This window comes from Nocardia donostiensis (genome assembly GCF_002081715.1).
Taxonomy (GTDB): Bacteria; Actinomycetota; Actinomycetes; order Mycobacteriales; family Mycobacteriaceae; genus Nocardia; species Nocardia donostiensis.
In genome coordinates this window covers 40,451-59,678 of sequence record NZ_MUKP01000021.1, presented here as the reverse complement: position 1 = coordinate 59,678, position 19,228 = coordinate 40,451, and the positions used below count along the sequence as shown (strand labels likewise).

20 protein-coding genes and 1 tRNA gene are annotated in these 19,228 nt (G+C 66.6%); 9 read left to right on the top strand and 12 right to left on the bottom strand.

The genetic code is table 11. The features are described from left to right. Positions 1–5: 5 nt before the first annotated feature. The 6 genes from B0T44_RS15490 to B0T44_RS15465 form a co-directional block, all read right to left on the bottom strand. A complete protein-coding gene (locus B0T44_RS15490; RefSeq protein ID WP_077115668.1) occupies positions 6–707 on the bottom strand; it encodes a DUF2334 domain-containing protein in 702 nt (233 codons plus the stop codon). Between the two features lie 66 nt (positions 708–773). Further along, positions 774–2,945, bottom strand: a complete 2,172-nt coding sequence (locus tag B0T44_RS15485; RefSeq protein WP_077115667.1) for a S9 family peptidase — start codon at positions 2,943–2,945, stop codon at positions 774–776. 80 nt (positions 2,946–3,025) lie between these two features. Next, positions 3,026–3,448 (bottom strand): HIT family protein, encoded by a 423-nt coding sequence (locus B0T44_RS15480; protein WP_077115666.1) that lies wholly within the window; start codon positions 3,446–3,448, stop codon positions 3,026–3,028. A gap of 226 nt (positions 3,449–3,674) precedes the next feature. Further along, positions 3,675–5,123, bottom strand: a complete 1,449-nt coding sequence (purB, locus tag B0T44_RS15475; RefSeq protein WP_077115665.1) for an adenylosuccinate lyase — start codon at positions 5,121–5,123, stop codon at positions 3,675–3,677. Positions 5,124–5,129: 6 nt separating this feature from the next. Continuing rightward, complete coding sequence (locus B0T44_RS15470; protein WP_077115664.1) at positions 5,130–5,768, bottom strand: TetR/AcrR family transcriptional regulator; 639 nt, start codon at positions 5,766–5,768, stop codon at positions 5,130–5,132. 130 nt (positions 5,769–5,898) lie between these two features. Next, a complete protein-coding gene (locus B0T44_RS15465; RefSeq protein WP_077115663.1) occupies positions 5,899–7,023 on the bottom strand; it encodes a pyridoxal phosphate-dependent aminotransferase in 1,125 nt (374 codons plus the stop codon). Between the two features lie 735 nt (positions 7,024–7,758). Between B0T44_RS15465 and B0T44_RS15460 the strand changes: the two genes are divergently transcribed. Then, positions 7,759–8,559 carry a M23 family metallopeptidase gene (locus B0T44_RS15460; RefSeq protein WP_425436881.1) on the top strand — a complete coding sequence of 267 codons (801 nt, stop codon included), beginning with the start codon at positions 7,759–7,761 and terminating at the stop codon, positions 8,557–8,559. Positions 8,560–8,615: 56 nt separating this feature from the next. Here the strand turns inward: B0T44_RS15460 and purD are convergent, their stop codons facing one another. Continuing rightward, positions 8,616–9,896 (bottom strand): phosphoribosylamine--glycine ligase, encoded by a 1,281-nt coding sequence (gene purD, locus B0T44_RS15455; protein ID WP_077115726.1) that lies wholly within the window; start codon positions 9,894–9,896, stop codon positions 8,616–8,618. Positions 9,897–10,076: 180 nt separating this feature from the next. Here purD and B0T44_RS15450 point away from each other — a divergent pair, with 180 nt between their 5' ends. Continuing rightward, on the top strand, positions 10,077–10,454 hold the full coding sequence (locus tag B0T44_RS15450) for a PH domain-containing protein (protein ID WP_077115662.1): 378 nt from the start codon (positions 10,077–10,079) through the stop codon (positions 10,452–10,454). A 106-nt stretch (positions 10,455–10,560) separates the two neighbouring features. Further along, a complete protein-coding gene (locus tag B0T44_RS15445) occupies positions 10,561–10,986 on the top strand; it encodes an HIT family protein (protein ID WP_077115661.1) in 426 nt (141 codons plus the stop codon). Between the two features lie 162 nt (positions 10,987–11,148). On the opposite strand, the gene B0T44_RS15440 is transcribed toward B0T44_RS15445, so the two are convergent. Together B0T44_RS15440 and B0T44_RS15435 are read right to left on the bottom strand one after the other, a co-directional pair. Further along, positions 11,149–11,640 (bottom strand): DUF6640 family protein, encoded by a 492-nt coding sequence (locus B0T44_RS15440; RefSeq protein WP_077115660.1) that lies wholly within the window; start codon positions 11,638–11,640, stop codon positions 11,149–11,151. After that, positions 11,637–12,779, bottom strand: coding sequence for an FAD-dependent monooxygenase (locus B0T44_RS15435; RefSeq protein ID WP_077115659.1), 1,143 nt, complete (start codon positions 12,777–12,779; stop codon positions 11,637–11,639). Before B0T44_RS15435 ends, B0T44_RS15440 begins: the two co-directional genes overlap by 4 nt. Positions 12,780–12,872: 93 nt before the next feature. Here B0T44_RS15435 and B0T44_RS15430 point away from each other — a divergent pair, with 93 nt between their 5' ends. The 4 genes from B0T44_RS15430 (at position 12,873) to B0T44_RS28060 (ending at position 15,493) form a co-directional block, all read left to right on the top strand. Further along, positions 12,873–13,592: a TetR/AcrR family transcriptional regulator gene (locus B0T44_RS15430; RefSeq protein WP_077115658.1), complete on the top strand. Its 720-nt coding sequence runs from the start codon at positions 12,873–12,875 to the stop codon at positions 13,590–13,592. An 89-nt stretch (positions 13,593–13,681) separates the two neighbouring features. Further along, a complete protein-coding gene (locus B0T44_RS15425; RefSeq protein WP_077115657.1) occupies positions 13,682–14,839 on the top strand; it encodes a helix-turn-helix domain-containing protein in 1,158 nt (385 codons plus the stop codon). 184 nt (positions 14,840–15,023) lie between these two features. Continuing rightward, complete coding sequence (locus B0T44_RS15420) at positions 15,024–15,368, top strand: hypothetical protein (RefSeq protein WP_245839618.1); 345 nt, start codon at positions 15,024–15,026, stop codon at positions 15,366–15,368. Further along, a complete protein-coding gene (locus B0T44_RS28060; protein ID WP_254893683.1) occupies positions 15,365–15,493 on the top strand; it encodes a hypothetical protein in 129 nt (42 codons plus the stop codon). The genes B0T44_RS15420 and B0T44_RS28060 overlap by 4 nt, the downstream gene beginning before the upstream one ends. Positions 15,494–15,780: 287 nt before the next feature. On the opposite strand, the gene B0T44_RS15415 is transcribed toward B0T44_RS28060, so the two are convergent. The 3 genes from B0T44_RS15415 to B0T44_RS15405 all read right to left on the bottom strand — a co-directional run bounded on the left by B0T44_RS15415 (position 15,781) and on the right by B0T44_RS15405 (position 17,165). Beyond that, positions 15,781–15,855 (bottom strand) — tRNA-Thr (locus B0T44_RS15415). Between the two features lie 98 nt (positions 15,856–15,953). Next, positions 15,954–16,193 carry an MbtH family protein gene (locus B0T44_RS15410; RefSeq protein WP_077115656.1) on the bottom strand — a complete coding sequence of 80 codons (240 nt, stop codon included), beginning with the start codon at positions 16,191–16,193 and terminating at the stop codon, positions 15,954–15,956. Between the two features lie 138 nt (positions 16,194–16,331). Then, positions 16,332–17,165: an alpha/beta fold hydrolase gene (locus B0T44_RS15405; protein ID WP_077115655.1), complete on the bottom strand. Its 834-nt coding sequence runs from the start codon at positions 17,163–17,165 to the stop codon at positions 16,332–16,334. Between the two features lie 158 nt (positions 17,166–17,323). Between B0T44_RS15405 and B0T44_RS27180 the strand changes: the two genes are divergently transcribed. Together B0T44_RS27180 and B0T44_RS15400 are read left to right on the top strand one after the other, a co-directional pair. Then, a complete protein-coding gene (locus tag B0T44_RS27180; RefSeq protein WP_175647968.1) occupies positions 17,324–17,494 on the top strand; it encodes a hypothetical protein in 171 nt (56 codons plus the stop codon). 89 nt (positions 17,495–17,583) lie between these two features. Then, positions 17,584–19,227, top strand: coding sequence for an alpha,alpha-trehalose-phosphate synthase (UDP-forming) (locus B0T44_RS15400; RefSeq protein WP_245839624.1), 1,644 nt, complete (start codon positions 17,584–17,586; stop codon positions 19,225–19,227). Position 19,228: the final 1 nt, after the last annotated feature.

The window sequence follows — 19,228 nt, the reverse complement described above, 5'->3', positions numbered from 1 at the left end:
CGTTCTCATGCCGCCCGCGTGGGGGCGAACGGTTCCCAGCGGTACACCTCGCTACGCGCACCGTGGTAGCGGGCGAGGTCGATGGCGTCGAGCACGGCTCGACGCGGGCCGGGGCGGCTCAGCTGCACTCCGGAGACCGCCAGGCGCAGCATCCCGCCGCGGCGGGCGGTGCGGGCCGCGCCCATTACCAGGGCACGGCACCACCAGGGTTCGGCGCGGAAACCCTCCCCGATCCCATATACCCGCGCCTTCTGCGCGGTATCACGTTCCAGGTCGAGGATGGTGGTCAGACCGAGCGAGAGCCGGAAACCCGCCTCCGGCAGGGCGGTGAGCGCCCCGGCGGAGGCGTCCCAGCGGGGCGCGGCGAACAGCCGGGTGCGCAGGCCGACCTGTTCGAGCACTCGATCGGCGGCGGTGAGCCGCAGCAGTGCCTCATGCTTGGGCAGCGCCGAGAATTCGGCGCGCCGCCGTTTGGTCGCCGCCTGGTCGTAGCCGTGCAGCACGATGGCGTCGCCGTTGCTGCGCCTGCCGCGCAGCCACGCCTGCGTCGCCGGGTCATCGACCAGCCGGTATTTCCCTTTCAGCCGTGGCGCCACCAGCAGCGATAGCCGCACACCACGCTGATCCATCTGCTGGGCGAAGTCGATCACCGCATCCCGCGTGGTGTCCCGGATCCCGGAAACCGACACGATCAGCTCAGCGTTCATGCATCCACGTTCTCAGCCGCAGGTGTCTTCACCGTTCCATGCCGATGGCCACGCGCCGAACTCCGGCTAACGTCCGCCCAGCCCGACGGTGTCGAGAACCCAGGCGTACTCGAACGCCACTTCTTTCCACTTCTCGTAGCGTCCGCTGACACCACCGTGGCCCGCGCTCATCTCGGTTTTCAACAGCAGCGGGGCGTCGCCGGTTTTGGTGGCGCGCAGTTTCGCCACCCATTTGGCGGGTTCGACATAGAGCACCCGAGTGTCGTTGATGCTGGTGATGGCCAGGATCGCCGGATAGTCCTGTGCCGTGACGTTCTCGTACGGCGAATAGGATTTCATGTACTGGTAGACGTCCTTGTCTTCCAGCGGGTTCCCCCATTCGTCCCATTCGATAACCGTCAACGGCAGCGACGGGTCGAGGATCGAGGTGAGCGGGTCGACGAACGGGACATTGGCCAGGATGCCTGCGAACAGTTCCGGCGCGATATTGGCGACCGCGCCGACCAGCAGACCACCCGCGCTGCCGCCGTCGGCGATCATCCGATCCGGTGCGGTGACGCCGGTATCGACCAGATGCCGGGCGCAAGCGACGAAATCGGTGAAGGTGTTCTTCTTGGTGAGAGTTTTGCCGTTCTCATACCAGAGGCGACCCATCTCACCGCCGCCACGCACATGCGCCACCGCGAAAACCATGCCGCGGTCGAGCAGCGACAACCGCGACACCGAGAACCCGGGATCCACGCTGGCCTCATAGGAGCCGTAACCATAGAGCAGCAGCGGTTTCGGGCTGTCGGTGCCGTCGTCGCGGCGCTTGATCAGTGAGATCGGGATGCGGGTGCCGTCCTCGGCGACCGCCCAAACACGGTGCTGCTCATAATCGTTGGGGTCGTAGCCGCCGAGCACCGGTTGTTCCTTGCGCAGCAGCAGCGCACCGGTTTCCGGTACGTAGTCGAAAATCTGCATCGGCGTGATGAACGAGGTGAGGCCAAGCCGCAACGTCGGCTGCTCCCATTCGGGGCTCGAACCCACCCCGACGGCGAACAGCTCCAGGTCGAATTCCAGTTCGCGCAGTTCGCCGTAACCGTCGTCGCCGAGCGGCCAGACCGCGATCCTGGGCAGTGCCTCGCGCCGGTAGCTGAGCACCAGGTGGCCGGCGAACGCGTCGATATCCTCCAAGCGGACGTTGTCGCGGTGTCCGATCAGGATGGTCATATTCGCCGGGTCCGCGGCGGGCGCCTCGGCGAGGACGAAGTTCTGCGCCTTCACCCCGTCGACGACATCGTTGTGCAGGATGAGGAACCGGTCTTCACCGGCGACCACCGCATGCTCGGCGGCGTACTCGACACCCTCGCGGCGCGGCAGCAGCACCCGGAACTCACCCTCCGGGTTATCCGATTCCAGTACCCAGCCCTCGCTGGTGATCTTGGAGCCGACCCAGATCATCAGGTACTTCTCCGAGCGGGTAGCGCCGACACTCACCCAGTACCGTTCATCGGGCTCATGGAATACCCGCACGTCATCGGCTGCGGCAGTGCCGAGCCGATGCCGCCACACGGTATCGGGCCGCCAGGATTCGTCGACGGTCTGATAGAAGACGTGGGTTCCGTCCAGCGACCAGGTCGCGCCAGGCGCGGTGCGCGGGATCTCGTCGCCGAGCAACTCCCCGGTATTCAGATTCTTGAACCGCAGCGTGTAGCGCTCATCACCCGCCGTGTCCACCGAGTAGGCGAGCATATCGCCGTCGTGGCTGATCGAGAATGCGCCGAGGGCGAAGAAGTCGTGCCCTTCGGCGAGGGCGTTGCTGTCCAGCAGCACCTGTTCGCCGGGGATCTCGGTATCGGCTTCGAGCTGCGGCGGGGTCCAGGCGTCGATACCGTCGGCGGCCGCATCGATCGGGCAGCGGCAGTGCACACCGTACTGTTTGCCCTCGAAGCTGCGCGAGTAGTACCAGTAGTCGCCGAGCCGGGTGGGCACCGACAGATCGGTTTCCTGGGTGCGGGATTTGATCTCGTCGAAAATCTTGTCCCGCAGCGGCTGCAGCTGGGCGGTATGGGCCTCGGTATAGGCGTTCTCCGCCTCCAGGTATTCGATGACCTCCGGGTTCTCCTTATCCCGTAGCCACTCGTATTCATCGACGAATACCTCACCGTGGTGCATGCGCTCGAACGGCACGGTCCTCGCGACCGGCGGCGCAACCACAGTGTTCTCTGTTGTCCCGGTACCACCATCAGCAGCCATGCGCTCCACGGTAGCCGGGACCGGGGACCGCACCGCATTCCCCGGTCGCTCAGGCTCCGCTTACTCGCCCCAGGATGGTTTCAGCGTTCGAGTGCCCCGCGAATCGATCCGGCTAAATAGTCGAGGTCGGCCCGCGGGGGTGTGGTCGGCCTGCCACGCAGCCCGAAACCGTCGCCCGCCGTCCGCGGGATCACGTGTAGGTGCACGTGAAACACTTCCTGTCCCGCCGTCACCCCGTCGGCCAGGAAGAAGTTCACCCCGTCGCAGCCGACCTCACTGGCCCGCAGCGCCGCCGCCAGCCGCTGCCCCACCTGGAACAGCTTCCCGCCGATCGCGGGATCGAGCTCCGCCAGGTTCCGCGCCGCGACCTTCGGCACCACCAGCAGATGCCCCGGTGTCATGGGACGGATATCCATGAAGGCGAGCACATCGTCGTCTTCATACACCTTGCTGGCGGGTGCGCGGCCCGCGATGATATCGGCGAAAATCGTGTAGGGGTTCACGGATAACCACTATCGCGGCACTGCACCCCGGAAATCCAACTTCTGCTCCGCCAAGCTGTCGCCGTATCCGCCAGCACAGGTACCGGTGCCAGCCGCGCGGATAGACGGCGGCCGTGACCGCTGGGCGGCGGAGCAGAACCGGAAGGCTTCGAGCTCGCCGCTTCTCTACGCTGCGCAACCCCGCGACAACGGTCAACCGATGTGACAGCCCCAGCTGGTATTGCGGCTACAAGATCGGCGAAGGCGTATAGCGAGCGGCTTCGGGGTAGTCGGCGACGAGCTTGTCCACCTGGGCGACGACATCGCCCACTTGAGCAGCGGCGGCCCCGACGAACACCGACTTGTCCGCAAGCGCCTCGTCGAGGGCGGCCCGGTCCAGCGGGAGCCGGGAATCGACGGCGAGACGGTCCAGCAGATCGGGTTCGCGTCCCTGCTCGCGCATGGCGAGCGCGACGGCGACCGCATGCTCCTTGATCACCTCGTGCGCAGTTTCCCGCCCGACACCGGCGCGGACCGCCGCCATCAGGATCCGGGTGGTGGCCAGGAACGGCAGATAACGGTCGAGTTCGCGGGAGATGACAGCGGGGTAGGCGCCGAATTCGGCGAGCACCGTCAGGAAGGTCTCCATCATGCCGTCGATGGCGAAGAAAGCGTCCGGCAGCGCGACACGGCGTACCACCGAACAGAACACGTCACCCTCGTTCCACTGGGCGCCTGCGAGTTCGGCCGCCATCGATGCGTAACCGCGCAACACCACCTGCAGGCCGTTGACCCGTTCACAGGACCGGGTGTTCATCTTGTGCGGCATGGCCGAACTACCCACCTGCCCCGGCTGGAAGCCCTCGGTGACCAGCTCGTGCCCGGCCATCAGTCGGATGGTATGCGCCAGCGACGACATACCCGCACCCACCTGAACCAGCGCCGAAAGCACATCATGGTCCAGCGAACGCGGGTACACCTGCCCGACGCTGGTGAGCACATTCGCGAAACCCAGATGGCGAGCCACCTGCTGTTCCAGCTCGGCCAGCTTCGCGGCGTCCCCGCCGAGCAGATCCAGCATGTCCTGGGCGGTGCCCATCGGCCCCTTGATACCGCGCAGCGGGTAGCGGTCGATCAGCTCACGCAGGCGGGACAACGCGATGACCAGCTCGTCGGCGGCGGAGGCAAAACGTTTGCCCAGCGTGGTGGCCTGGGCGGCGACATTGTGCGAACGGCCCGCCATCACCAGCGTCTGGTATTCGGCGGCGCGTTCGGCGAGCCGGGCCGCGACGGCGACACCGTGGGCATGCACATGATCCAGCGACAGCCGGATCTGCAGCTGTTCCACATTTTCGGTGAGGTCGCGACTGGTCATGCCCTTGTGCACATGTTCATGCCCGGCCAGCGCGTTGAATTCCTCGATGCGGGCCTTCACGTCGTGGCGGGTGATGCGCTCGCGTTCGGCGATGGCGCTCAGATGCACCTGACCCAGTACCCGTTCGTAGTCGGCGATCACGCCGTCGGGTACGTCGATACCGAGCTCGGCCTGGGCCCGCAACACTTCCAGCCACAGCTTGCGCTCGAGCACGACCTTGTGTTCGGGCGACCACAGGTGCACCAACTGTGGGCTGGCATACCGGGTGGCGAGGACGTTGGGGATCTGGGCGGGAGCGGGGCTCGATCCATCAGGACTCACGTCCGGTCAGTCTAGTGACCGGAACCTGTCGAGGTGCTGCGGTGTCGCCGGAGCGACGATATCGATGACTTCCAGCAGTGCGCCGCGCGCCATCCGGCGTGGTTGGGGATCGGAATCGCTCAACGCGGCCACTACAGCGCCGTCGACCACCGCGACCAATCTGCGCAGCTGTTCCGGGCGCACCAGCCGATCGGAGCGGCGCAAGACATCGGCCAGTAGCTCGTCCAACTGCGCGCGTAGTCGTAGCTGGACCTCGCGTAGCTCGGGGTGCCGGGCGGAGGCGACGGTGCGCTCATAGCGGGCGATCAGCTGCCCCCGCGCGACCTCGTCCGGACCGTCGGAGCCGATCAGCAGGTCGAGCACCAGATCGACCGTCGCCTCGGCGCCGCGCCGCCGGTGACTGACCTCACTGATCCGGTCACGCATCGCCGCCAGCTCCGCGTTACCGCTGAACTCGACCGCACGCGCGATCAGATCCTCCAGCGATTCGAAGTAGTAGGTGGTCGACGCCAGCGGCAGCTCGGCCCGGGTGGCGACCGAACGGTGCCGCACCGCATCGAAACCGCCTTCGAGCAACAGCTCAGCGGCCGCGGCCACCAGAGCCTGGCGACGCCGTTCGCCTTTCGGGGTCGTCGCGGTTATCACCGTGCCATCGTGCCAGTCGTCATCAGTTCATCGGGATGGAATCAGAGAAAGAGAGCAGCCATCGATGTTTTTACCGTATCCGCGCTGCGCTGGTGACAGTCTGGGGCAAAGTTGTTGTGTGACAGCATGTTCAGTCACTCCGGCCGCTGTCGAGATAATCCCGCAGACGCACCAGCGCCTCTTCGAGTTCGGCCGTCACCCCGGCGAAGGAGAAACGGACGGTCCGGTGCCCGGCGGCGGTGTCGAAATCCAGGCCGGGCGCCAGCGCCACCCCGGTATGGGCGAGCACATCCGCACACCAGGTCAGCGAGTCGCTGGTGAGGTGCCCGATATCGGCGTAGGCGTAGAACGCGCCGTCGGCCGGAGCCAGATCGGTGATGCCGAGCGTGGGCAATCCGTCCAGCAGGATCCGCCGGTTCACCGCGTAACGGCGCACATGCCCGTCCAGCTCGGCTTTTGCCTCGTCATCGAAGGCGTGTATCGCCGCGTACTGGGAGATCGCGGGCGGGCAAACGGTCATATTGGACGCCAGCCGTTGCAATGCGGGACGGATACCGCGTGGCGCGAGCATCCAGCCCAACCGCCAGCCGGTCATGGAGAAGTACTTCGACACCGAACCGATCACCACCGTCTCGCGGGAGGTCTCCCACGCCGAGGCCGTGCGCTCACCGCCGTAGGTGATGCCGTGGTAGATCTCGTCGGAGATGAGCAGGGTGCCGTTGGTTTCGCACCAGCGCGCCAACGCGGCCAGCTCGTCCGGGTCGATCATGGTGCCGGTCGGATTCGCCGGACTCGCCACCACCAGACCACGCGGCGGTTCGGGGAGTTCCTCTAGCATCGCCACCGTCGGCTGGAAGCGGGTTTCGGACCGGCAGTCGAGTTCGACGACGCGGCAGCCGAGCGCGGTGAGGGTATTGCGGTAAGCCGGATAGCCGGGACGGGCAACCACGACCGTGTCGCCTGGGTCGAAAGCGGCAAGGAAGATCAGCGTGAACGCGCCGGACGAGCCGGTCGTCACCACCACATCGTCGGGTTCGACCGGGCAGCCGTAGGTACGGCGGTGATAGTCGGCGATCGTCTCACGTAAGGCGGACAGACCGAACGTTTCGGTGTAGCCGAACAGCTCGGAGTCGAGCGCGGCTCTGGTGGCGCGCAGCACCGGCGCGGGCGCTGGAGTCGATGGTTGCCCGGCGGCCAGCACCAGCACATCACCGTGTGTTCGGGCGCGTTCCGCAGCGGCTTTCCATACGTCCATAACGTAGAAAGGTGGAATGGTCGAGCGCCTGGATTCTGTGGACACCCGTCCGACGGTAGAGCACCCACTGCCGCCGGCCGGGCGATATGGTCGGCGCTGATGCTCGAGAAGGCCAGCCGGTCGGCCGCCGACCCGCAGCACACCGCAGCAGAGCCCCTCACCGAAAGCGTTCACCGCCACGGAGCCGGGCTCGACCAGCGCACAGACACCAATTGCCCGCGAGCCGACCATCTCCCCGCAGACCAGCCGAAACACGAACAACCCGAATCCGGACACACCGACCCCGGGGACCGCGCAATCGACCGGGCATCGACGCCGACGACCGAGCACTCGACACCCCATCTCGTCGCTGGCTCGCGCGCCGAATCCAGCGCCAACGGGCAGGCGACCGGAACCGCTGCGGGCACCGACGACGCCCTGCATCTCGACGCCACGACTTCGGCGCCAACCACCATCGCGGACGACGCGGCAGACGAGCGGGACGCGGCCACCCCTGCTGACAGGCCCGGAACGGACGGCGTTGCCGACGCGAGTATCGGCGAGTCACCCAGACTTGATGCTGGAACGCCGACCAGCGCCCTGGCCAGGGCGGGACGAGCAGGCGGGCTGATCATTGCACCGGGTTGGCGTGAGCGAGAAGCGCAGCGAAATACCGCAGCGGATGCGCGAGTCGCACTGCTCACCGGCGCGGCGGCCCTGCGTACGGTCGTGCGCAACCGGCCGACAGTCCACGATCTGCGTGCCGTACTCCACCGGCGGCCGAGCGCCGAAGAACTGGGCGCGCTACTGCGCAGGCACCGGCTGCTGATCGGCGGGCTGGCGGTGACGCTGCTGTTGTCGGCGGCCGACACCCAGTTCGGTTCGCTGATCACCGAGCGACCGCCGTGGCCAGGAGAGCAGCAGCGGGTGGCGGCCGCGTATCCGCTGCAGTTGCAGACACCGACACCGTCGGTGCGCCGCTACCTCGACGCCGTGGAAAACGGTGAGCGGCTCCGCGAGCAGGCGGTGGTCGCCGCCGCGGCCCGTGCCACCCTGCAACGCGCGAAGGCCGAGGCCGCGGCCGTGGTCGCCGGGGAACGGCTGCCGTGGATCGGGAGCATGCCCGCGCCGGTGCCGGTGCCGCCGGGTTCGATCACCCCGCATATCAGCGGCTATGTACTGCCCGCGCTCGGCGTCTTCACCTCCGGTTTCGGCCAGCGCTGGGGCACCTTCCACAACGGTATCGATATCGCGGGACCGATCGGCAGCCCGATCTACGCGGTCGCCGACGGAACCGTTATCGACGCGGGCCCGGCCTCCGGTTTCGGCCTGTGGGTTCGTATCAGGCACGACGACGGCACCGTCTCGGTGTACGGCCATATGTACGACTTCGTCGTCTCCCGCGGCGAACGTATCCGCGCGGGTATGCAGATCGCCCGCATGGGCAACCGCGGCGATTCCACCGGCCCGCACCTGCATTTCGAAATCATCGTCGGCGGCAGGCATATCGACCCGCAACGCTGGCTCGCTCTGCGCGGATTGACCTTCGAGAATTAGCTCTCACATCGCACCGGCCGAAACCGCATTGCCGGTACACAACGAAAACCGTTACCTCAGACGCTGATCCGGCTTTCGACGGCAGCCAGGCCGATATCGGTGCGGTAATGGCTGCCGGGGAGTTTGATGCCCCCGATGCGTTCGTAGGCGGCGGCTCGGGCTGCGGCCAGATCAGGGCCGACGCCGACGACATTCAGCACCCGTCCACCCGCCGACACCAGGGCGCCGTCGGCGCGGGTCGAGGTTCCGGCGTGCAGCACCGTCGCGGCTGTTTCGGTCTTGTCGGTCGCGCCCTCGCCCGCACCGGTGATGACATCGCCGACCCGCGGCCTGCCCGGATAGTTCTCGGCGGCAACCACCACAGTGACAGCGGACCCATCGCGCCAGCGCGGTTTCGCCACCTCGGCGAGGGTCCCGGTGGCGGTGGCGTACAGCAGTTCCGACAGCGGGCTGTCCAGCAGCGCGAGCACCGCCTGCGTCTCCGGGTCACCGAACCGGCAGTTGAACTCGACCACCGCGGGCCCTTCCGCGCCGATGGCGAGCCCCGCATACAGCAGGCCGGTGAACCCGCTGCCGCGGCGCACCAGCTCGGCGGCGACCGGTTCCACCACATCGGTGACGATTGCGTCCGCGGTCGATTCCGGCAGCCAGGGCAGCGGTGTGTAGGCGCCCATACCGCCGGTGTTGGGGCCGGTGTCGCCGTCACCGACGCGTTTATGGTCCTGCGCGGGCAGCAGCGGCACCACGGTCTCACCGTCCACCAGGCAGAACAGCGAAACCTCCGGCCCATCCAGGAACGACTCCATCAGCACCGGATGCCCCTGTTCCAGCAGGTCCGCGGCGTGCGTGCGAGCGGCGGCGCGGTCGGCGGTCACCACAACGCCCTTGCCCGCGGCGAGCCCGTCGTCCTTGACCACCCAGGTAGGTCCGAACCGGCCCAGGGCAGCATCGAGCTCGGCCGGGTTGTCGACGACCTCGCTGTGCGCGGTACGCACCCCGGCAGCGGCCATCACATCTTTGGCGAACGCCTTGGAACCCTCGATCCGCGCTGCGGCGGCCGAGGGACCGAAACAGGCGATACCGGCGGCCCGCACCGCATCGGCGATGCCGAGCACCAACGGCACTTCCGGACCGATCACCACCAGGTCGGCGGACATGTCCGCGGCCAGCGCGACCACCGCTTCGCCGGAGGTCGGATCAACCGGCCTGATCTGCGCATGCTGTGCGATACCCGCATTGCCCGGTGCGGCGACGATCGCGCTCACCGCCGGATCGCGGCGCAGGGCAAGGACGAGGGCGTGTTCACGGGCTCCGGAACCGATGACGAGTACTCGCACGGACACAGCTTATAGGTGCTGTTCCCCTCTCCGGCGGGCCAGGTTGGGCCCCGCATGGAACCTGTGGACCAGCGTGTCCGGCCACAACAGACGGTCCGGTCTGCGCGCGTTGTGGATGATGGATGGGACAACCGAACGGGGCAACCGGCCCTGCGTGAACTACCCGGAGGATGTGCGGCAATGGGTCTGATGGACGGAATCATGGGCAACGCCGGACGCCTCGATCCGGCCCAGGCGCAACAGGAGTACGGACGGCTCCTCGGCAACGGCGAACAAATCTATGCCGCCTATATCCTGGTCCGCGACGCGATGCTGTTCACCAACCGACGCCTGATACTGGTCGACAAACAGGGCCTGTCCGGACGCAAGGTGAGCTACCACAGCATCCCGTACCGTTCCATCACACATTTCTCGGTGGAGACCGCGGGCACTTTCGACCTGGACGCCGAGCTCGACATCTGGATCTCCGGCAACGACGAGCCGGTGCGGCAGAAGTTCAACCGGCAGGTCGATATCTACGAGGTGCAGGGCATTCTTTCCCACTTCGTCGCCGTGTAGGCGACAAATCACAGCCGTGTAGGCGACAAATCACAGCCGTGTAGGCGACAAAACACAACCGTGTAGGTGGCGTGCGCTGCTGCACCGGGCGCGTAACCTGCCCAGCATGGCTTCTGTTTTCAGTGCGATCATCGCCGGTGAGCTCCCGGGTCGGTTCGTCTGGGAAGACGACGAATTCGTCGGTTTCCTCACCATCGCCCCGGTGACCCCCGGCCACACCCTGGTGGTGCCGCGCAAGGAAATCGACCAGTGGCAAGACATCGATCCCGACACCTTCGCCCGCATCACCGGCGTCGCCCAGAAGATCGGCCGCGCCGTCCGCGCCGCCTGGGACGCCCCCCGCGCCGGTCTGCTCATCGCCGGCCTGGAAGTCCCCCACCTGCACGTCCACGTATTCCCCGCCTTCACCATGGGCAATTTCGATATCTCCGGCGCCGACCCCAACCCCTCCCCCGAGTCCCTCGACGAAGCGCAAGCCAAGATCAAGCAGGCGCTACGCGAGCTGGGTTACGGCGCGAACGTGCCCGAATAGTCCCCGTTCCGGGCCGCGCCACCTCTGGGCCCCGGAGCCAGGCCCGCTGCCCGGATTACACGCCGCCGTTCTCTACGACAACGAAGCGTTCAACGCGCTGATACTGAACGACGCCAGGTTCACCGATATCGACATCCACCACGCCGACTCGTTCAACAGCTATTACATGGCGCGCGAGGACTTAGTGGTCCATTGATCGCCGGAACAGACTTGGGCGACCTGTTCGACCACAACGGCGATCGCGACCGTGACGAGCACGATCAACGCGACGAACAGCTGCGGATCCAAGCCGAGGATCGGCGGGTTGCCTGCCCGATGCTCGGGGTCCTGGGCGGCGGTGCCGGGGAACAGCAGGGCGCCGAACATACCCACCCAGGTGATCGCGGCCAGCGCTGCCGCCCAGCGGAACTGGGCGCGCAGGTCACCGGCCCGGCGGCGGAGTATGACGGAACCGGTGAGGCCGAGCAGCGCCGACATCACGAGGTATTGGGCGTCGTGGAATTTGGCGTGCGGCGGCCAGGCCGGATTGTGCAGGTGCATTGCGGCGATATCCGGGATCACGAGATCGGCCAGCAGCGGTACGAACATCGTGACGAGCAGGACGAGCTGCACCAGGATCCGCGGAATCGTCCAGTGCCGGGCCGAGGTTGTCACGATGCTTCCTTTCGAGGTCCGGCGATCGAATCCGCTGTCCAGCCGACGATCGGGGCGAGGGATCTGGCCATGACCGATCGCGGCGCCAAGTTCATGGCCGCATCGCGAACCGGTGCGAACAGTGGGGTGAAGCCCCGCGCCATGGCCCCGATGCGTCGTGATCGGCGAACGACCATTTGTGTCCGCGGCCTGCGGACCCGGTCGTAGACTTCGAGCCCGGCGGGAACGGTGGCGTCTTCCACCGCCCCAGCCAGCACCACCGCGTCCTCCAGTGCCTGGCCCGCGCCCTGCCCGAGGTTGGGCGTCATCGCATGGGCGGCGTCACCGAGCAGCGCTACCCGGCCGGATACATACGTGCGCAGCTCCGGCAGTTCGAAGGTGTCGTGGTAGAGAGCCGTTGTTTCGTCGGCATCGGCGAGCAGGGCAGGAATCGGTGCGTGCCAATCCGTCAGGCTGCGGCGTAATTCGGCGAGGCTGCCGCGGTCGCCTTGTGCCGCGTCCACCATGATGTAGCAGTACACCCGGCCGTCTGGAAGTGGCGCGTACCCGAATCGGGCACGGCGGCCCCAGGTTTCGACACTTCCGTCCACTGCCCGCGGTGCGACGATCAGGCGCCAGGTGCCGAAACCGGCGTAGCGCGGTCCCGGCTCGTCCGGCCACAGGGACCGGCGGGTGACGCTGCGCAACCCGTCCGCACCGACCACGAGATCCGCCTGCGATATTCCGCCCGAATGGACGACGGTGCCGTCGGCGGACACTTCGGTCACTTCGATACTCGGCCGCAGGACCTCGGACGGTAATGCCGCCCGTAGCAGATCCAGCAGTTCCGTGCGCGGCAACATGATCCATTGGCCGTAGCGGCGACGCAGCTCCGGTAGATCGTTGCGAATGAGCCACCGGCCGCTCGCAGTGCGGATGCCGACGGGCGGGTCGGTCAGCCCACGATCCCGGACAGCGTCTCCGAGACCCAGGTGCTCCAGTGCGCTCAAAGCGTTGGGTTGGAGCGCCAACCCGGCGCCGACCTCGGCGAACTCGGGAGCTCGTTCCAGTACTTCGACTCCCCAACCACGCCGGTACAACGCCAGCGCCGCGGCGAGGCCGCCGATTCCCCCGCCGATGACAACTGCTTGACGTCCCATCTTGGCCCCCTAGAGGCTGTAGGTTTATTTATACCCTATAAGTATCCCTACGATGCCTATACTGTCAATCGGGTCAGAGAACAAAGGAGAGTGATGGCGGCACGCACCGGTGATCGACGAGCCATGCTGCGTCAGGCCACGATTGCCGAAATCCGGGCAACCGCACGCAGGCTGCTGGTCGACAAAGGCCCCGCCGCGGTGACGATCAACGCCATCGCCGCCCAGATGGGCATGAGCGGCCCCGCTGTGTACCACTACTTCGCCGGTCACGACGCCCTGGTCGGCGCGATGACCGCGGATTTCTTCGAGGAACTCGCCGCCGAAATAGAACGCGCACGGCAGACCGCCGCCGACACCCCCAGCCAGCGCCTCCTGGCCATCTGCCGCGCCATGCACAACTGGGCGACCGCGCATCCCGTCGAATGCCGCTGGATATTCGCGAGCCCCATCGCCCTACCGAACCGCGACCCCGAATCCCCCCGCCATCAGGCAGGCCGCCGCTTCGAACAGATCTTCCTTGAAGAATTCGCAGCCCTGTGGGAGACGCACCAATTCCCGACCCCAGACCTGAACGAGCTGTCCCCGAACCACCAGCAACAGCTCCGCAACTACGCCGCCACGACCCAACCCTCGCTACCCCCAGAAGTCGCACACGTCTTCCTGACCTGCTGGATCAGACTGCACGGCCTGTTGTGCCTGGAAGCACTACACCAACTCGACTTCGCCTACACCGACCTCACCCCGGTTTTCGAAGACTGCCTACGCGATATCTGGACCACGCTCGACCTCCCCTACGAACCACCGAACACCTGACCGAGGTTGTCGTGACGCTTCCTGGTATCGACACCAGTCACCCAGCCAACCAGTGTGCGGCGGGCTGAGGTGACCCCTAGCCTTGGGGTATGGACCTCGGGGAGCGGCTCCAAGCAGTTCGGAAGCGGCGCGGGCTCACTCAGCGAGAGCTAGCGGAGTTGTCCGGCGTCTCGCTGTCCCTGATGCGCAAGATCGAGCAGGGCGAGCGCGACGACACCCGCATGGACACCCTTCGCCGATTCGCTGTCGCGCTCAGGTGCCCCTTGACCGCGCTCCTCGGCCCCAACCCGAGCCCGCCGGACGATGACGGAAACGGCGAGCTGTGGCTACCGACCCGGGAAGCGCTCGCGTCGCTGCAGGACGCGGAAACATCCGAGCCGGTTCCCGCGCGCAGCCTCGAGGCTGCCCTGGCCCACGCAACGCGGCTCTATCACGACAACGAGTACGAACGCCTCGCCCGACTGCTACCCCGCCTGATCGAGGACGGAAACTCGGCCCCACCGCTGCTACGTTCGCGTGTCCTGCAACTCGCGGGTTCGGTGATGGTGCAGACCCGCCAGCTCGAGCCCGCGCGTGCTGCGCTGAATCAGTCCCTCGCCGATGCGGAGACGAACGGGAACATCCTCGATGCGGCCTCGGCGGTAGTCACGCTGTGCTGGCTGCTGATCGTCGAGCGGCAGTTCGAAACGGTGCGCCACCTCGCTACCGAGTGGGCCGACCGTGTCGAGCCACGCCTGTCTGTCGCGACCACCCGCGAGATATCCGCCTGGGGGTGGTTGCTGCTGCGCGGCTCGGCGGCGGCCGTGCGCGACAACCGGCCGGATGAGGCCGACAACATGATGCGGCTCGCCGCCGCCGGCGCGGTCGCAGTTCGGCAGCAGCCCGGCCCCTACCACCAGTATTGGACGACATTCGACCCCGCGACCGTCGCCATGAAGCGCGTCGAAAACGCCGTGATCGATGACCGGCCCGACCTCGCGTTGCGCCTCGCCCGCGATATCCCGCCAGACCTTCGACCGACATCGGACAACCGGAACCGCCATTTGCTCGACGTCGTCGCCGCGCATCTGGAACTACGCCGGTACGACGCCGCTTTCGACATATTGTCGAAGTTGTCGCGTGAGGCGCTGCCGTGGTTGGTCGAACAACGGTTGGCGCGCGATCTGCTCGGCCGCATCATTGCGAAGCGGCGGACGCTCACCGTTGAAATGCGGGAGCTGGCCGACGTGATTCGGCTCGAATACTAAGGCGCACCACGTTTATCGCTGTGGCACTTCAATGCCTGTGCGCTATGAAGTGCCATTGTCGGTGACCCTTGCCCGCTGTGAGGCTCAGTGCCAGCCCCGCCGCCGGGTGGACGACCGACGCCGATAACGTCCCCGGCGGCGGATGCTCACCACGAACCGAAACAACAGTGGCAGTGGATCATCCATGAGCACGGGGACAACGGGATATCGGCGGCCGAACGCAATCGGCCTGATAAGACGAGATATCCGCGGCGGCGAGCATACCGACCTGCACGCCCTGGCAGAACGGCACGGCTACCGGCTGGTGTTCACCCTCGCGGTGGACGTGCGCCCCTTCATCACCGCACTAGCGGTAACACAGCACCTGGCCGAACACGCAGCCACAGCCGTAGTGGTGCCCTGCTATGAACACGCGGAGGCAGTGCAGATCCCCATCACCGAACGCGCCGCCCTGATCACACCGGTACGGATCTATCCGCGCGGCTATCGGTGGCCCGTGATCGAAATCGATAACCGGCGGCGGTCATGAATGACGGTGCGGTGCTTATCGTCGTGGTGGTGGCGCTGCTCGGCCTGACGGCCTGGTTGTATCGACCGGAGCGCGACGAACAGCCGCCGACGGCCGAGGGCAGAAACCACGACCACGATCCGTAGGAGAGACCCAGACAGGGCGATCCGACGGCGGACACCGACGTTCCCGCCGTCAATCTGCCGACGATTCCGCCGTCCCTGTCGATGTTTGTAGGCCAGGAGCGCGGGAGACGGCGCCGAGGGTGGACACAGAAAATACTGCCCTGATTACACCAGGTGCGGGGTTCAACGGCGCGGCTTCCGGTGGGCGAAGACCGATGACAACCGACGGTAGATGAGTCGCGACGTCAGCGAGCCCCCACCGAGGGCAGTGACACGGCGAACAAGCCGCGCCAGTGGCGGCTGGAAACTGGAGCCCCCTGTCAGGATTGAACTGACGACCGCTCGCTTACAAGGCGAGTGCTCTACCACTGAGCTAAGGAGGCGGAAAGCGGAGTCATCATAACCGGGAATGCGCGCTGGGCGACACCGGGTTGTGGTGGCGCCCAGCGGCAGGTCGGTTATGGATGCTTCGCGGGGTGCGTCAGGATTGGCCCTGGCGCGCGGCTTCGTCGGCGGCCATGGCGTCGCGCAGGCTCTTGGGACGCATATCGGTCCAGTTCTTTTCGACGTATTCGACGCAGGCGGCGCGGCTGTCTTCGCCGAACACGACTCGCCACCCTGCCGGTACCTCCGCGAAGGCAGGCCACAGGGAGTGCTGTTCTTCGTCGTTGACCAGGACGAAGAAGCGGCCGTCTTCGTCGTCGAACGGGTTGGTGCTCATTTCACCTCACTGGATAGCTGGCGCGTGTAGGGGATGCAGCCGGGTCGGCCGGTGCCGCGTCACGCTCACCGCGGGCCGCCGGAATCCCGAGCGTTACTTCGACCCTAGCAAGGCATTCGTTACGTGCGGGGAGATACCTCAGGCGGCGAAGAAGTCGAGCAGGATCTTGTTGACCGCTTCCGGGCGTTCCAGATAGCCGTAGTGACCGGCATCGGGAACCTCCTGGTAACGCGCGCCGGGAATGACTTCGGCCACTTCACGCGACAGATAGGGCGGGATCATCCGGTCGTCGGCGAAGCCGACGGCCAGGCAGGGCACGGTAATGTCACGGTAGGCCTGGACCCGGTCGAAGTCGTGGTCCATCCGGCGCTGGGCACGGATTCCTGGGGTGACGGGTCCACCGGTGAATTCGAACAGATCGAGCCAGTCGCGGGCAGAATTGGCGTCGGCCATGGTGGCCGGCGAGAGGTTCATCACGGCCGTGATGGCGGCCTCGTATTTCGGCGGCAGCTTCGTTCCTGCGGTGTCGAGTTCGTGTTCGCCCAGCGACAGAGTCTTCTGGAACTGGTCGAGCCTGCCGTGCCCGGCGAGGAAGACGGCTTTGCGCACCAGTTCGGGTCGGGCGAGCGCCAACTCCTGGGCGACGCGCGCGCCCATCGAGGTGCCCGCGACGAGGGCGGGACCTTCGTCGAGCAGTTCGATCAGGCCGGCGGTGTCGGCAACCAGGTCGTCGATGGTCATCCCGGCGGCGGACTCGGACGACGGTGTGATTCCGCGGTTGTCGAAGGTGCATACCCGGTAGCCTGCGGCGACGAGGGCGGGCACCTGGTGCAGTTCCCAGACCCGGCCGGGGCTGCCGGTGCCCATGATCAGCACGACGAGCGGGCCCGCACCCTTGACATCGGTGCCTTTGGCCCGGTCGCCCTTGACCTGGTAGTTGAGTGAAATTCCGTTCACCGTGGCCAATGGCATCGGTCGTCCCTTTCCTTGTTTGTCCTGCGCTGACCACCGTATAGGCCTCACCTGCGGCCGGGTGCATCGATTGGTCTGCGGGCCGCACCGGGTGTCGCGCCGGGCAGATACCATTGACTATTCGCACGCACGAGCGCAACTTGCCGGGAGGACTGAAGATGGCCGCGAAAAGCAGCGCCAACGGTATCGCTGACGACGAACTGGAACCACTGGCCGACGAAACCGCTCGTCAGGCCCAGCGCGTCGTCGCCGCCTACGCCACCGACGCCGACGAATGCCGGATGCTGCTGTCGATGCTCGGGATCGGGCCGGGCGCCAGAGGCGAGTAAACGCCCGCCGGCGCCAACGGCGACGTCGGCGGGTATCGGACAACTACAGCGCAGAACAGCGACGCGCAAAGGATGCGTGAGTGGACCAGATGACTGATACGCCGTCCAACGATTCCGACCACGCCCTATCGGACCGAGACCTGCCGCGCGCTGCCGCCGCGGGGCCGGGCAACGCATCGGTGCCGGAAGAAACGACGGGCGCCCCGATCGATCCACCGGTGGCCGAGCCGGAGCCGGTCGACCCCCAGCCGATCGAGTACGGCAGCGCGGGCTCCGGATTCGTCGTCGTCGCCAACCGGCTGCCGGTCGACCTGGAACGCCTACCCGACGGCACCACCCGCTGGAAGCGCAGCCCGGGCGGGCTGGTCACCGCGCTGGAACCGGTGTTGCGCAACAACAAGGGGGCGTGGGTCGGCTGGGCCGGTGTGCCCGATGTCGAGGTCGACCCGATCAACGAGGACGGGCTGGAGTTGTATCCGGTGCCGTTGTCGACACAGGAGGTCACCGACTACTACGAGGGCTTCTCCAACGGCACACTGTGGCCGCTGTATCACGATGTGATCGTGCGCCCGGTGTACGACCGGAAATGGTGGGCCGCCTATGTGCAGGTGAACCGGCGTTTCGCGGAGGAGACCGCGAAAGTCGCCGCCGAGGGCGCCACCGTCTGGGTGCAGGACTACCAGTTGCAGTTGGTGCCGAAGATGCTGCGGATGCTGCGCCCGGACCTGACCATCGGTTTCTTCCTGCACATCCCGTTCCCGCCGGTCGAGTTGTTCATGCAGATGCCGTGGCGGACCGAGATCGTGGAGGGGCTGCTCGGCGCGGATCTGATCGGTTTCCACCTGCCCGGCGGCGCGCAGAACTTCCTGTATCTGGCCCGTCGTCTGGCCGGGCAACCCACCTCGCGCGGCACGGTGGGTGTGCGGTCGAAGATGGGTGTGGTGCAGGTGGGGTTCCGCAGCGTACGGGTCGGTGCGTTCCCCATTTCGATTACCTCCGCCGAACTCGACGAGCTGTCGCGCCGCCGGTCGGTGCGCGAACGCGCCGCCAATATCCGGGCCGAACTGGGCAGTCCGAAGAACATCCTGCTCGGCGTCGACCGGCTCGACTACACCAAGGGCATCGATATCCGGCTGAATGCGCTGGAGGAGCTGCTCGAGGAGAAACGGATCGATCCCGCCGAAACGGTGATGATCCAGTTGGCCACCCCGAGCCGGGAGCGGGTGCAAAGCTATATCCAGATGCGTGGCGATATCGAACGCCAGGTGGGCCGCATCAACGGCGAGTTCGCCCGGGTCGGCTATCCGGTGGTGCACTATCTGCACCGGCCGATCGTGCGGGAGGAGCTGATCTCGTTCTTCGTCGCGGCCGATGTCATGCTGGTGACGCCGCTGCGGGACGGGATGAACCTGGTCGCCAAGGAGTACGTGGCCTGCCACAGCGGTCTCAACGGCGCGCTGGTGCTGAGCGAGTTCACCGGCGCGGCGGCCGAGCTACGACAGTCGTATCTGTGCAACCCGCACGATCTGGACAGCGTGAAGGATGCGATCATCTCGGCGCTGTCCGACGACCGCGACACCCGCCGCCGCCGGATGCGTTCGCTGCGCCGCCAGGTGCTGGCCCATGACGTGGACCGCTGGGCGCGCGCCTTCCTCGATGCCCTGGCTCAGGGGCAGGTATCGGGCAGCGCGCTGGTCAGCGGGGACCAGGAGTACAACGAACCGCATCGCTGAG